The 12,390-nt window shown below is 69.9% G+C and carries 12 protein-coding genes and 1 tRNA gene; 9 read left to right on the top strand and 4 right to left on the bottom strand.

The features are described 5' to 3' along the window. Positions 1 to 41: 41 nt before the first annotated feature. Entirely contained in the window at positions 42 to 386 is a 345-nt protein-coding gene (locus LK06_RS15705) for a DUF6344 domain-containing protein (RefSeq protein ID WP_039653681.1), read from the bottom strand. 347 nt (positions 387 to 733) lie between these two features. Between LK06_RS15705 and LK06_RS34060 the strand changes: the two genes are divergently transcribed. Together LK06_RS34060 and LK06_RS15695 are read left to right on the top strand one after the other, a co-directional pair. Continuing rightward, a complete protein-coding gene (locus LK06_RS34060; protein ID WP_003999697.1) occupies positions 734 to 862 on the top strand; it encodes a DLW-39 family protein in 129 nt (42 codons plus the stop codon). Positions 863 to 1,208: 346 nt separating this feature from the next. Further along, positions 1,209 to 2,495, top strand: a complete 1,287-nt coding sequence (locus tag LK06_RS15695; protein WP_086083336.1) for a hypothetical protein — start codon at positions 1,209 to 1,211, stop codon at positions 2,493 to 2,495. Here the strand turns inward: LK06_RS15695 and LK06_RS15690 are convergent. Together LK06_RS15690 and LK06_RS15685 are read right to left on the bottom strand one after the other, a co-directional pair. Further along, positions 2,459 to 4,081: a serine/threonine-protein kinase gene (locus LK06_RS15690; protein WP_043404737.1), complete on the bottom strand. Its 1,623-nt coding sequence runs from the start codon at positions 4,079 to 4,081 to the stop codon at positions 2,459 to 2,461. The two genes, LK06_RS15695 and LK06_RS15690, sit on opposite strands and share 37 nt — an antisense overlap. A gap of 230 nt (positions 4,082 to 4,311) precedes the next feature. Continuing rightward, positions 4,312 to 4,860 carry a helix-turn-helix domain-containing protein gene (locus LK06_RS15685; RefSeq protein WP_039653674.1) on the bottom strand — a complete coding sequence of 183 codons (549 nt, stop codon included), beginning with the start codon at positions 4,858 to 4,860 and terminating at the stop codon, positions 4,312 to 4,314. 184 nt (positions 4,861 to 5,044) lie between these two features. Here LK06_RS15685 and LK06_RS15680 point away from each other — a divergent pair. From LK06_RS15680 to pssA, 7 genes are all read left to right on the top strand, one after another. Next, a tRNA-Ala gene (locus LK06_RS15680) sits at positions 5,045 to 5,117 on the top strand. Positions 5,118 to 5,370: 253 nt separating this feature from the next. Then, the gene (locus LK06_RS15675) at positions 5,371 to 6,870 is read left to right on the top strand and encodes an AAA family ATPase (protein ID WP_411572785.1); all 1,500 of its coding nucleotides are present in this window, start codon (positions 5,371 to 5,373) and stop codon (positions 6,868 to 6,870) included. 414 nt (positions 6,871 to 7,284) lie between these two features. Next, on the top strand, positions 7,285 to 7,569 hold the full coding sequence (locus LK06_RS15670) for a hypothetical protein (protein WP_039653670.1): 285 nt from the start codon (positions 7,285 to 7,287) through the stop codon (positions 7,567 to 7,569). After that, on the top strand, positions 7,551 to 7,964 hold the full coding sequence (locus LK06_RS15665; protein ID WP_043433446.1) for a DNA-binding protein: 414 nt from the start codon (positions 7,551 to 7,553) through the stop codon (positions 7,962 to 7,964). Before LK06_RS15670 ends, LK06_RS15665 begins: the two co-directional genes overlap by 19 nt. 623 nt (positions 7,965 to 8,587) lie before the next feature. Continuing rightward, a complete protein-coding gene (locus tag LK06_RS15655) occupies positions 8,588 to 9,127 on the top strand; it encodes an MFS transporter (RefSeq protein ID WP_063891034.1) in 540 nt (179 codons plus the stop codon). An 89-nt stretch (positions 9,128 to 9,216) separates the two neighbouring features. Further along, a complete protein-coding gene (locus LK06_RS35260; RefSeq protein ID WP_086083694.1) occupies positions 9,217 to 10,077 on the top strand; it encodes an MFS transporter in 861 nt (286 codons plus the stop codon). A gap of 79 nt (positions 10,078 to 10,156) precedes the next feature. Next, positions 10,157 to 10,981, top strand: coding sequence for a CDP-diacylglycerol--serine O-phosphatidyltransferase (gene pssA, locus LK06_RS15645; protein WP_039653666.1), 825 nt, complete (start codon positions 10,157 to 10,159; stop codon positions 10,979 to 10,981). Between the two features lie 461 nt (positions 10,982 to 11,442). On the opposite strand, the gene LK06_RS15640 is transcribed toward pssA, so the two are convergent. Further along, positions 11,443 to 12,144 (bottom strand): DUF5324 family protein, encoded by a 702-nt coding sequence (locus LK06_RS15640; RefSeq protein ID WP_039653664.1) that lies wholly within the window; start codon positions 12,142 to 12,144, stop codon positions 11,443 to 11,445. Positions 12,145 to 12,390 lie beyond the last annotated feature (246 nt).

Genomic DNA, 12,390 nt, shown 5'->3' with positions numbered 1-12,390 from the left:
TCGGGTGGTGTGGCCGGCGAGACGGTGGTTCGAGGGTGGGATCAGCAGTCGAGCGCTGCCGGGTCCTGTCCGGTGGCGGAGGTTTCCGTCTGTGCCTCGGTGTCGGTGAGCGGGTGGTGCCGGCAGTTCGGGGACTTGCCGTGGGCCTCGGCCCGGATGCGCTGCTTCATCGTGGGGGGCAGGGCCCTGGTGTGGGACCAGGCCCAGTGGTGCATCGCCAGGATCGTCGGCGCCATGGGGTGGGGCTCGCCGACTTCGGGGCTCTCGGCCTTGGGGGCGGCCGTTGCGGTGGCGGTGGTGGCGGTGACGAGTCCGAGTGCCGTGCACAGCGCGAGGAAGGCGGTGACGATGGCGGTCCACAGCTTCATGACCTTGTTCTGGGCCATGACCCCTCACTTTCAGGTTGGGCGATTTGCGTACTTTCCTCATGATGTGTATGGGGGTCGCGAAGTGGTGGACCGACGCTCATGGCGCGTCGATGTTCAGATGAACACCACTCGGATGGGTGCAAGAGGAGTGGAAACTGTCAAAGCGTCGCGAGTACATGTGAAGCGGGAGCAAAGTAACCGTCCGTACGGGTGTGATCACCCTCCGGCCGAGGCGGTGCCCGGCATGGCTATCGGGCTGCAGGAGGCGGGAGTTGGGCCTCTGCACAGGTCACCGATCGATATCGGTCGGTGTGTATAGTCGGGCGCCAGAGGTCCCCTACGTCAAGGAAAGACGAGGTCGCGCGGTGAAGAAGCTGCTCCTGGTCGCACTGGCCGCCATCGGCGGGCTCCTCGTGTACCGCCAGATCCAGGCGGATCGCGCCGAGCAGGATCTGTGGACGGAGGCGACTGACTCCGTGCCCACGGGTTCCTGAGTAACGACACCAGAATCTGAACAGACCCCGGCCGCCTTAGCGGCCGGGGTTTCGCGTTGTCAGACGTTGCGGCGGCGCGGTGCGTGAGGTAGGTGGTTCCGGTCCCGTTCGGCGGGACGCCAGGTGTGGCCGGGCGCCGCCGGGTGTTGCCGGGATTTTCGGACGGCCACCCGCATGGCCCGGATGGCGCAGGGACGCTCGGTGCAGGATGGACCACGGCCCTGCTCCGGTGCCGCAGAACAACGGCAGGGGGTATGGCAGGGGACGGCAGGGGGTGTGGCACGTGTGGTGGCGTCGAGGACATGCGGTGCGGCGGCGGGGCGGCCGGATCCCAGGCCGCTCCTCCATGACCCTGCTGCTGGGGCTGTGTCTGTGCGCCCTGGCAGCGGTGCCCGGCGGAACCGTGGTTGTCGCCGACGCCAGGCCGGGCGCGTACGCCTTCGCGCCTGGCGCCCGTACGATCGCGGGTGCCGCGGGCAGCGTGGACGCCGAGCGACTGGACCCCGGCCGCGTCTACCGCAGTTCCCTGCCCGGGCACGGCAGGCTCTACTACCGACTCCGTCTCCCCGCCACGGCCTCGGCCTACGTCCCCGTCACCGCCGTACCACCAGCGAGCGCCACCGTTTCCGCCACCGACGGCATTCGCGTGTCCGTCCAGGACGCGAACGGAACAGCCTGCTCCTACGCCTCCGCCCGCTTCGGCGCCGGACTGAGCCCGCGTCCGGTCACGGCCCTGGCGCAGCGCGAGGCCGGCAACGCGCTGTGCCAGGGGGCGGGGACCTACTACCTGCTCGTCGAACGGCTCGAAGCGGAGGGCTCCGGTGCAGTCGCCTCGGCGGAGGGGTGGGACCTGGAGATCGCACCCGTCACCGAACCCCGCACGGCGCACGCCTTGCCCACCACCGCGCCGGACGCCTGGGACTCCACCACCCCGGAGCCGGTCACCGCCGAACCCCGCGACCGGTCCGGAGGCGCTGGCTTCGCCTCGGCACGTCCGGTGGGCCAGGGGGTCTGGCGGACCGCGCTCGTGCCCGGCCAGACCCAGTTCTACAAGGTGCCGCTCGACTGGGGCCGGCAACTTCACGCCTCCGTCGAACTGGGTAGTTCCACCGGCCACGGCTATGTCGGCGGAGCCCTGAACCTCTCCCTGTACAACCCCGTCCGCGGATACGTCGACGACGCCTCCCTCGGGTACACCGGCACCCAGAAATCCGCTGCTCTCGGCTCGCTGCCGCCGGTGGCGTACGCCAACCGCTACGCCGTTCCCACCGCCGTGACCTCCGTCCGCTTCGCCGGCGAGTACTACCTGGTCCTGCACCTCAGCGACCACATGACCGGCACGTTCGGGCGCGGGCCGTTCGGGGTGACGCTGCGGATCCGGGTGGACGGGCGGGCGCACGCCGGGCCCAGGTATGCCGGGACACCCGAGCCGGCGGACGTCTTCACCATCACCAAAGGGGACCGGGAGGAGGCGTTGACCGGAACCACCGCAGGCGGGGACGGTCTCGTGAGCAAGCTGGTCGCGGTCGCCGGGATCGGCCTGGGGACCCTGCTGCTGCTGGTGCTCGGCGGGTGGACGGTAACGGCGCGGCGGGCTCAGACGCGGGCCAGCGCCCAGAAGCCCACCGCGTAGCAGACCACCGCGAGAAGCAGGATCAGGATCGTGGCCCTGGCCGGAGGTCCGGCACGACGGCGGTGCGCGTGGCGCTTCCGGTGCCCTTGCCCGGACGGTGCTGGAACCATCCAGGGCTGGAGCGGAAGCTCCCGGTCCTGAGCGGTGTACAAAGCGGTGGTGGTGTCAGCAGGATGCTCGGGCACCGGGGCCGGGGACGGCACGGCACTCCAAGCCGCGTACGGCGAGGAATCCGGGAAGTGCGGGGAACGGGAGGGCGGCTGAGCGGAAGGTGGCTCTGTGACCGCAGGTGCCGAAATGAAGCGGTTCGCGCTTTCCTCCTCGGCACGTAGGAGTACGGGCCGAGGAGTCGGAACGGGTTCCGGGTTCGCCCGGGGCGGTGGGAGCCGGAAGCTCCCGGTGTCCGACATGGAGCCGGCACGCACGTCGGCCGCGGCGTTCGCCGCGTTCGCGTCAGGGGAGGGGACCGATCCCGTGGACGGGGAGGCTTCCTCGTCCGTGTCCGTACCCACACGCACACGCGTACCGGCATGTGCGCCCATGCCCGGAGCCGCTCGGGAGGAACTGTTCAGGGCCGCTGTCGAGTCGACTGCCGGGGGTGTCGGGGGTGCCGGGGGTGCGTCCGGGCCGGCAGCCGGGGTAGCACCCGAGGGCGGGAGGGAAGCACCTCCGGAGGGCAGTTCAGGGGGAACTCCTCCGGACTCTCCGCGGGGCCCCTCGGCACCGAACCCCGGTGGCAGCGGGCCGATCTGGTCGAAGATCTCGATCAGCTCGTCCTCGGGTCCGGGCTCCGGCAGGAGCTCTGCTGCGGAGATGAGGGCCTTGCGTGCACCCGTGGCCGTGCGGAAGCGGTCCGCTGGATCGGGCTGGAGCAGTGTGGCCACGACCTGCCACAGCGGTTCGGGGATGCCTTGAGGCGGCCCCGGGGTGCCGTGCTCCATGAAGTACTGCATCAGCGCCTTGGCGTCGGGCTTCGCCCCTTCGAGCAGAAAGAGGGCGACCAGGCCGACGGCGAACAGGTCGGCCGGGAAGTCTGGTTCGGAACCGAGCATCTGCTCGGGCGCGAGATAGCCAGGCGTACCCACCACGAGGTTGGTCTCGGTCAGCCGGGGGTCACCGAGTTGCATGGCGATGCCGAAGTCCGACAGCCGCAGCCGCGGCCGACCGGTTCCGGTGGCTTCGAGGAGCACGTTGGCGGGCTTGATGTCCCGGTGTACGACGCCCTCCGCGTGGACGGCGGCGAGCCCTGACAGAAGCTGGTCGAGGAGGGTGCACACGAACACCGGCGGCAGGGGGCCGTAGTCGCCGACGAGATGGACCAGGGAGCCGCCGGCGACCAGGTCCATGGTGAACAGGACCTTGTCGTCGTCGGCGGCCCAGCTGGCCGGAGCGAGGACGTGGGGGTGGTCGATCCGCAGGGCCTGCTCCCGTACGAACCGCAGCAGGGAGTGGGCGTCGCGCTGCTGGAGCACCTTGGCGGCCACATAGCGCCTTCGGCGATGGTCCCAGGCACGCCACACGGCTCCCACACCACCGCGTCCGATTGGGTCGACCAGTTCGTACCGGCCGGCGAAGACCTCACCCATGACAGTCCGCTGCTCCCCCCTGGCCCCGGGATTCCTGCGCCCCCGCTGTCCCAGCTGCTCCTCCTACCCCTCTACCCCTCTACCCCTCTACCCCTTTCCGCACCGGATCCCCCTCTCGGCCCGTGTGCCGTCTCTTCCGGTCCGTTCGTGGGCTCTTGCGCCCCGCGCGCACGGCCCGCCGCGTCCAGGCCGGAACCAGCCGCGGCCCCCGTCGAGGGCCTGGCCCCGGGTCAGTTCTGGTGGGACTGGTAGTGCGCAACCGCGTCGGAGGTGCGGCCGGCGCCGTAGACGCGTAGGAACTCTGCCAGTTCCGGGTGGGTGGGGGCGAGGGCATTCGCGGCGTCGATGATGTCGCCCGCGGCGGCCACCGAGCGCAGCAGCGACTGGATCTCGCGGACCACCCGCTTGACCGTGGGCGCCCCGGCGCCGCTCGTGGTCTGGGTGGTGTTGCTGAGCACGGAGCCCCCCTGCGACTTCTTGACCTCGTCCATGCGCTCGGTCGCCTCGGCGGCGCTGACGCTGCCGTCTACGACCTGTGCTGCCAGCTCCTGCAGCAGTTGCACCCGCTGGACCACAGCGGGGTTGCCGATCTTCGCCCGCTGGCCGCTCATCAGCTGCGAGAGCATCGGAGCAGACAGCCCCAGGACCGCTGCGAGGCGGGCCTGGTTGAGCCCGAGATCGTCGATGAGCCTACGGAAGAGAGCCCCCAACGGTTCTCCGTACCAGTTCCGCTGCAGCTCCCGCGCTCTGGCGGTGGCTTCCTGCTGTGCGGCGTCCATTGCGTCTCCCCATCGCTTCCGCGGAAAATCCACGGTTCGCTGCAGCGAACCATGTCGAGCATCTTACGGAGAGTGGTCATCCGCGGGGACCCCCAATCTTTTTGCGAGATACGGGGGGTGACCCGGTACTCTGGTCTGCGGCGCCGCCGGGGAACATGCATCCTCCGGTCGGTCATGCCTTCCTGGGGCCTTAGCTCAGTTGGTAGAGCGCCGTCTTTGCATGGCGGATGTCAGGGGTTCGACTCCCCTAGGCTCCACCCCGTAAGTGCCCTCTGAACTGCGGAAACGCGGCTTCAGAGGGTATTTTTCGTGCCCACCAGTGGGCGCATCGGTGCCCACTGGGAGTGGCGGAGGTCCATGATGCCGGGGGTTTGCTCGGCTGTCTTCTGCCCCGGCGATCCCTTGGGCCCTGCCGTTGCGGTGGTCATGATGAATCCCAGTGGCCCGGAATCTGTCGAAGTAGACTTAGACGAAATCTGTCACAGTCGATTTGTGGGAGGTCCAGTGGAGATGGGACTGCTGGCCAAGCCGGCCGACGTGGTGGACCGGGACCGCGAGTGGGGCCTGCTCGCGGAATTTCTTACTGATCCGGATCCGGCGATGCGGCTGGGCATGGTGTCGGGGCGGCGGCGGCATGGGAAGTCGTACCTTCTGCAGGCGCTGTCCGAGCAGGTCGGCGGTCTGTATGTCACGGCGGTCCGGGAGGAGGGGAGGCTGCCTGCGATCCAGCGGTTCAGTGACGCGGTCGCGGCCCACGCAGGTCTACGGCCAGGGAGTCTGCGGCTGACCGACTGGCGGGATGTGCTGTCCAACGCTCTTGATGTGATGGCTCGTTCACGACATCCGCTGTTGGTGATCGACGAGCTGCCGTATCTCCTTGCGCACTCGCCCGAGATCCCGGGACTGCTTCAGCAGCTCTACGACGAGCGCCAGCGCGGTGCCCGCCCGGGTGCTGGGCCGGGCCCGCGGCTCATCCTGTGCGGCTCTGCGATGAGTGTCATGCACGAACTGCTCTCCGGGACGCAGCCGCTGCGGGGGAGGGCCGTGGTCGATCTGCGGCTGGGGGCTTTCGACTACCGGGACAGCCGGGCCTTCTGGCAGATCGCCGACCCGTTGACCGCGCTGAAGGTGCACGCGGTACTGGGAGGGGCCCCCGGCTACCGCCCGGTGGCCGCCCGTCCGCACCCGGACGATGGCTTCGGCACCTGGCTCACCCGGACGCTCCTCGACCCGGGGAGGGCGGTGTACTCGCGTACCGAGACCGAGTACCTGCTGCGCGAGGACCCGCGGATCACGCAGCACACGCTGTACTACGACATCCTCACCGCGATCGCCCAGGGCGCCACCACCCCCAGCAAGATCGGTGCAGCCCTTGAGCGCCCCCGCAACGCCGTCGCCCACCCGCTCGGCGTGCTGGAGTCCACCGGCTACATCAGGCGTGAGCAGGACATTCTGCGTACCCGGCATCCGGTCATCACGCTCGCCGACCCGGTCATCCGCTTCAACCAGCTCATCACCCTCCCGCAGGCCGCCGCCGTGGAGCAGGGCTTTGCCGAGCAGGTGTGGCAGCAGGCCGCCCCGACTTTCAACTCTAAGATCCTCGGCCCGCACTTCGAGGACCTGGCCCGCGACTTCACCCGCCGCTACGCGCACACCTTCCTGCCCGGCGGACTGCCCGGTCCCGTCGGCACCACCGAGGTCGCCGACCAAGCAGTCCGGACCAAACACGAGGTCGACGTCATCGCCCTGGCCGCCGGCGAACGCCCACAGGCCCCGCGCGGGAGAATCGCGCTCCTGGGTGAGGCCAAGGCGACCGCCGCCCGCCGGGGAACCGGCGACCTGCAACGACTGGAGCGCATCCGGGCCTTGCTCACCGACCAGGGGTACGACACCACTGGCACCACGCTGGCCCTGTACTCCCTGCACGGCTTCTACCCCGACCTGATCGAACTGGCGGATCGCCGTGACGACCTTCTGCTGGTCGACCTGCCCACCCTTTACGGGATGTGATTCCACAGCTTCGGCGTTCTGCCGCCGGTGCCCGTGCCCCTGCTCAGAGCAGGAACGCGGCGATGGTGGCGGAGGAGCAAGCCAGTGCAGCAGGCGGGTGCGGTGGGGGAGGTGACCTCGACGACGTTGACTGCGGCCAGGGCGAGGACGACGCAGAGACAGAAGTACTCGGCGTGGACAACCAGACCAGCCGCTCTCTGGCCGCGCCGTCCGCCATGTTGAACGGCCACGGCCAGTATCTGGGCGCCGCAGAAGGGGCAGAACCCGACATTCGGGCGGCTCTTTCTCCCCCGCTGGATCCCCCAGGCTCACGCAACTCTCGTGGCGCTGGTCCCGTGGCCCCGGCGGACCTCTGGGGGTGAGTCGGGCCGTGCGCGGCTTTCTGGTTTCCTACTTGTTTGACACAATGGGGCCATGTCCGAGACGACGTACAGCATTGGTGAGGGGCCGGCGACGCGGGTCAGCCTGTCTCTGCCTGAGGGGACCGCGGAGGCGATCCGGGCGCGGGTCGGTAAGCGGGAATTCTCCGCGTTCATCGCCGCGGCCGTTGAGCGGGAACTGCGGGGGCAGGTGCTGGACGAGTACCTGGCCGACTACGAGAGCCGCAACGGACAGGTCTCCGAGCAGGCGCGGCAGCGGGCGCGGCAGGTGTTCGACGAGGTGTTCGCCGAGGAAGACCAGTGGCCCGCCGCAAGCTGAGCCACGAGGGGACGCTGGTCCTGGACAGCGAGGGACTCTCCAAGCTTCTCGCCGATGACGAAACGGTCGTGGCCCTGGTCGCGGAGGCGCGCTCTCGTGGCATGGAGGTGGTGATCTGTGCGCTCACCATCATTGAGGCCGTCCACGCTCGCACGAACAAGGCTAGGCTGAGCTGGCTGCTGTCCGGCCTGCGAGTGATCCCGGTGGGGGACGACGAGGCGAAGGCGGCCTCGGCACTGTTGATGGGGGCCGGGCTGCACGGTCACAAGTACGCCATCGACGCGGCCGTGGCCGAGGCTGCCCTGCGGCAACAGCGGCCTGTGGTCATGCTGACCTCTGACATCGACGACATGACTAAGCTCTGCGTCGACCGGGTCAGGCTCGTGGCCGTGTGAGGCGGCCATCGTGTGTACTTCGCTATGGAGCTCAGGACGTCCTTGTGCCCATTACTCCTTCCCACCGGTGCTGGTCACCGCTCTGATACTCCCCGACTACTCCCCGACGGGCTGGCAGATCGGACGCATCGCTCCGAAGCCGCAGACGGTGACCGCGAGCTGGCCGGGATTCTCGCAGGTCGGAACACCCACCACTCGATCAACGACGACTCCTGGTCTCTCGACCCCGTATGAGCGCTGTCCGTCGTCGATGCCTAGCCCGGCTGTCTTACCGGTGACGGGCCCGTGGAAAGTGCTGCCCCGGAAGTCGACGTGGTCGCCGCCGTAGGTGACTTCGGTTGTGCGGCTGCGGGGGAACCGTCCTCCTGGGCACGGTGCGATGGCCCGGGAGTGGGCCGGCGGTGCAGTGAGGAGTGGGGGCGGCGTGAACGGCAGCGAAGCCGGCGGCCCGCGCCACGAACCGGGCGCGTTTCTGCGCTCCCGCCGCGAGCGGCTGGCGCCCGCTGACGTAGGGCTGCCCGGCTCACGGCGTCGCCGTACCCCAGGGCTGCGGCGCGAGGAAGTCGCCGGCCTGGCCGGGGCCAGCGGCTCCGGCCGCCATCGTCGGACCGGCCGCCCCGCCGATGCCCGTTGCCTCGCTGCGTCTGCTGCGCGCAGCCGGTTTCGTCAGCAACTTCGACCGCTTCTGCATCACCCCGATGCTGCTGCTCATCGGCGTCCAATTCGGCGTGCCGCTGACCACGGTGATGCTCGCCGCCAGCGGCTGTTTCCTCGCCTACGGACTGATGCAGCCGGTCTGGGGCTTGGCGAGCGACCGGCGGGGCCGGGTGCGGGTCATGCGGATCTCGCTGACCGGGGCCGCCGTCGCCGCACTCTGTTCGGTGCTCGCGCCTGGCGCGTCGGTGCTGATCGCGGCACGCGTCGCGGCCGGCGCGTGCTTCGCCGCGTCCATCGCTGCATCGATCACGTACGTCGGGGACACCGTGCCCGCCGCGGTCCGCCAGCGCCCGCTCAGCGAGCTGATGACCGCGTTCGCGCTGGGCACCGCCGTGGCCACCGTCGTCGCCGGGATGCTGGCGCACCACATCAGTTGGCGGCTGGTCTTCGCCCTGCCCGGTTTGATCGCCGTCTACCTGGCCTTCGCCCTGCGCCGGCTTCCGTAGCCGCCGCGTGCAGCGCCCGGCGCGCTGCTTGCCCCGTTCAAGGTCGCCCTGGGTTCCCGCTGGCAGTGGTACGTCATGGCCGTCGCGCGATGCTCGAAGGTGCCGTCCTGCTGGGCTTCTTGACCTACATCGCGCCGGCGCTGGAGGACCGGGGCGCCTCGGCGACGCTGGCCGGTGCGGTGTCCGCGCTGTACGGCGTGGGCTCGATGGCTGCGGCGCAGATGGTCAAGCAGTTGGTCGGGCGCTGGACACCGGTGCGGCTGATCGTGGTCGGCGGGGCGCAGATGGCCGTGGCGTTCGGTTTCGCTGCGGCCAGCCGGTCCGTGCCCGCGCTGGTGGGGTGCGCTCTGCTGCTCGGTGGCGGCTGGTCATTCATGCACTCCACGATCCAGTCCTGGGCCACCACCCTGTCTCCGGCCGCCCGAGCCACCAGCGTCGCGATGCTCGGCGGGGCTCTCTACGTCGGCCCCGCCCTGGCCAGTGCCTTCACCGCCGGGTCTGCGGAACACCACGCCTACCAGGGCATGTTCCTGACGGCCGCGGTCCTCACCGTCCCACTTGACGGTGGCCGCAGCCGTGGGTCGCGCCCGTCACCGGAGCCGATCCGTCCGCGTCGGCGCAAGTCCGAGGCTGGATCACATCCCACCGGGCCAAACGGAGTTCGGGATCCGCGGTTCGCTGCAGAGCGGAGCGGAAAGGTACAGATTTCGGGTTCGCTTCTCCTGGGCTCCACCTATGAAATCCTCTTTGAACTGCGGAAACGTAGTCCAAAGAGGATTTTGATGACACCCGACCCCAGGCGCTGGTTCGTTCGGGACCGTGCACATGGGGCGGAGCCGGGGCGGAGGAGGAGAGCGGACGGGGAGTGCGGGGCTTCGACCCCCTCGGTGGCATCCTGCTCGACGCCCTCGGCCCCGCCTCGCTTCCTACGGACCGTTCCCGCATCGTGATCCGAAGCAGGTCCCGCAACTGCGATGATGCATGCCGACGTTGCCGAAACGACGCACGCGACAGGGGTGGGAGAGCACGGTGACCACTGGCGATCTGGAGTTGTCGGAGTCCTGGACGCCGGAAGCGGAGGCACCCACCACGTCCAGCGGATCGCCGATCAGGCTTTCCATGGCGGACGTGGTGACACTAGGCAACGCCGTCTGCGGTTTCACCTCGGTCTACTTCACGACGACTGCGGTGCTGATTCCCTATCTGACCGGCGACGCACCGATCGGCACTGTGAGGCAGGGAGCGGCTGCCGCTGTGATGCTCGTCCTGCTTGCCTCGCTCTTCGACCTGTGCGACGGGCTGGTCGCCCGCCGGTTCCGCAGCTCGGGTATGGGCGCCGAGTTGGACAACCTCTCCGACCTGATCAGCTTCGGTCTCTCACCTGCCTACTTCGTGGTGGTGTGGGGAATCGTCAGCGGCTCCTCCGAGCCGGTGCTGGTGGTGGTGGCCGCGGTGGCCGTCCTGCTCGCCGGGGTGCTGAGGCTGGCCCGGTTCTCCTGCACGACGATGCGGGACGGGAGGTTCCAGGGCATGCCCATCCCGTTCGCGGCGCTCACCGTGCTCAGCCTGGTCCTCCTCGAACTGCCCTTCGTGCTCACGCTGCTGGCCATCACGACGGTCGCCTGGCTGATGGTGAGTAGCGTCGAGTACCCCAAACCCAGTGGTCAGTGGGCGGTGTTCACGGTCTGCTGGATCGTGGTGAACGTCGGCTGTCTCGTGGCCTGGGCGGCAGGTGTGCCGGGGGCCGAGTCGCTCCTGGTGGTCGGCTGCACTCTCCAAGTGGCGCTCGCGGCCCTGCTGCCCGTCGTGGCACTCGCGGGTCATGTCATGAGCAGGCGCCCGTCACGGGCGTAGCGTCCTGTTGACCCCCGCGCTCGCCCCTCCCGCCGCTGTCGGAAGAGTCCACCCCGGCCGCCGCGAGTGCACGGGCCGCCCGCAGGCCGGAGAGCCCGGCACCCACGACCACCACGTCACAGGAGCGTTCCGCGTGTGACACAACCCCCAGCACGAGCCTCACTCGGGTCCGCCACCACCAGGTGCCGGCGGCCCGGGTCCTCGCCGGCCCCCGGGCCGCCGGCACCCCACCCCGCGCGGTCGGGGCCACCGCGCTCGTGCGCTGAGCGGTGGACCCGGGGCCGCTCGGCGCGGCGGCGGGTGCATGTCAGCCCGGTCCTGCGCCGGAGCCTTGGGCCCGCACCCGCGCCGAACGGCACTCGCACGACTTGTGCAACCGACCCGCCCCGTACAACCCGACCCGGTCCGCATGACCCGACTCGACGGCCGGCATCCCGTCGGCCGGCAGCAGGTCTGTCGGGCTACTCCTGCTCGTCGCGGTCCGGGCTCTCCTCATCGGCCTGCTTCGCCCGCGCGTCGGGATCGAGCCCCGACGCGCCGCTGCCGTCCACGGAACTCAGCCGGTCCGACTCGGGCGCCTCCGTCGCGGCGGGTGGCTCCACCAGCCAGTCGGGATTGGCCTGCTTGTCCCACCACTTCCAGGCCGCGCACGCACCGCCCGCCAGGACGGTCAGCAGCGCCAGCACCTTCACCGTCCGTCCGGCCTTGGCCCGTCGCTCGTTCCGCCGGGCCAGCTTGCGGATCTCCTCCGCCGAGACATGACCGCGCAGCGCGGCCAGAGCGGCGGCGCTCCGCGCGGCGGCCTCGTCACGCATCGGGCCGGCCGCGGCCACGGCCTGCTCGATCTTCGGACGTGAGTACTCGGCGGCCTGCAGGGCGGTCCTGCGGGTGAGCTCAGCGGCCTCCTGTGCGGCCAGGTCCACCTTCGGTGGTACGTGTGTGCGAGCCTGCTCCAGACGCGGGGCGAGTCGGGCGTCGTACTGCAGGCGGGCCTGTTCGGCGGCCTGTGACACCACCGGCGCCAGCCGTACGCGTGCCTCCTGCGCGTAGTGCGCGGCACGTTCCTTGGCCGTGTCGGCGTAGGGCGCCACCACTTCCGCGGCGTGCAGCACGCTGTCCTTCGCCGAGCCGGTCGCGGCGCGCACGCTTTCGATGCGGGTCACGGGTTCCTCCTCCTCGGTGGCGTACGGTGATTCGGCTTTCCACCCATTTACGGATCATGCCCGTCAACCGCCCGTGCGGCATGCGAGGGCGGGCATATGGGTGCCGGTCGCCCTCCTGGGCCGGAATCCGGGCAACACGAGCTCCTGCCGACCCTGCCACGAATCGCCGACGTGCGCTGCCTCACCGGCGCAACTCGTGGCCGTCGGGCGACGCATGGCCGTGACCGTGCGAGGATCGGGGGATCA

Source organism: Streptomyces pluripotens, from assembly GCF_000802245.2.
In the GTDB taxonomy this organism is placed as follows: Bacteria; Actinomycetota; Actinomycetes; order Streptomycetales; family Streptomycetaceae; genus Streptomyces; species Streptomyces pluripotens.
This window is presented reverse-complemented; position numbering and strand designations above follow the sequence as displayed.

Bases quoted from the DNA above. Each gene is read 5' to 3' on its own strand.
- LK06_RS15705 (WP_039653681.1), bottom strand. From the start codon at position 386: ATGGCCCAGAACAAGGTCATGAAGCTGTGGACCGCCATCGTCACCGCC.
- LK06_RS15695 (WP_086083336.1), top strand. From the start codon at position 1,209: ATGACCCTGCTGCTGGGGCTGTGTCTGTGCGCCCTGGCAGCGGTGCCC.
- LK06_RS15690 (WP_043404737.1), bottom strand. From the start codon at position 4,081: ATGGGTGAGGTCTTCGCCGGCCGGTACGAACTGGTCGACCCAATCGGA.
- LK06_RS15685 (WP_039653674.1), bottom strand. From the start codon at position 4,860: ATGGACGCCGCACAGCAGGAAGCCACCGCCAGAGCGCGGGAGCTGCAG.
- LK06_RS15675 (WP_411572785.1), top strand. From the start codon at position 5,371: ATGGGACTGCTGGCCAAGCCGGCCGACGTGGTGGACCGGGACCGCGAG.
- LK06_RS15670 (WP_039653670.1), top strand. From the start codon at position 7,285: ATGTCCGAGACGACGTACAGCATTGGTGAGGGGCCGGCGACGCGGGTC.
- LK06_RS15655 (WP_063891034.1), top strand. From the start codon at position 8,588: ATGCCCGTTGCCTCGCTGCGTCTGCTGCGCGCAGCCGGTTTCGTCAGC.
- LK06_RS35260 (WP_086083694.1), top strand. From the start codon at position 9,217: ATGCTCGAAGGTGCCGTCCTGCTGGGCTTCTTGACCTACATCGCGCCG.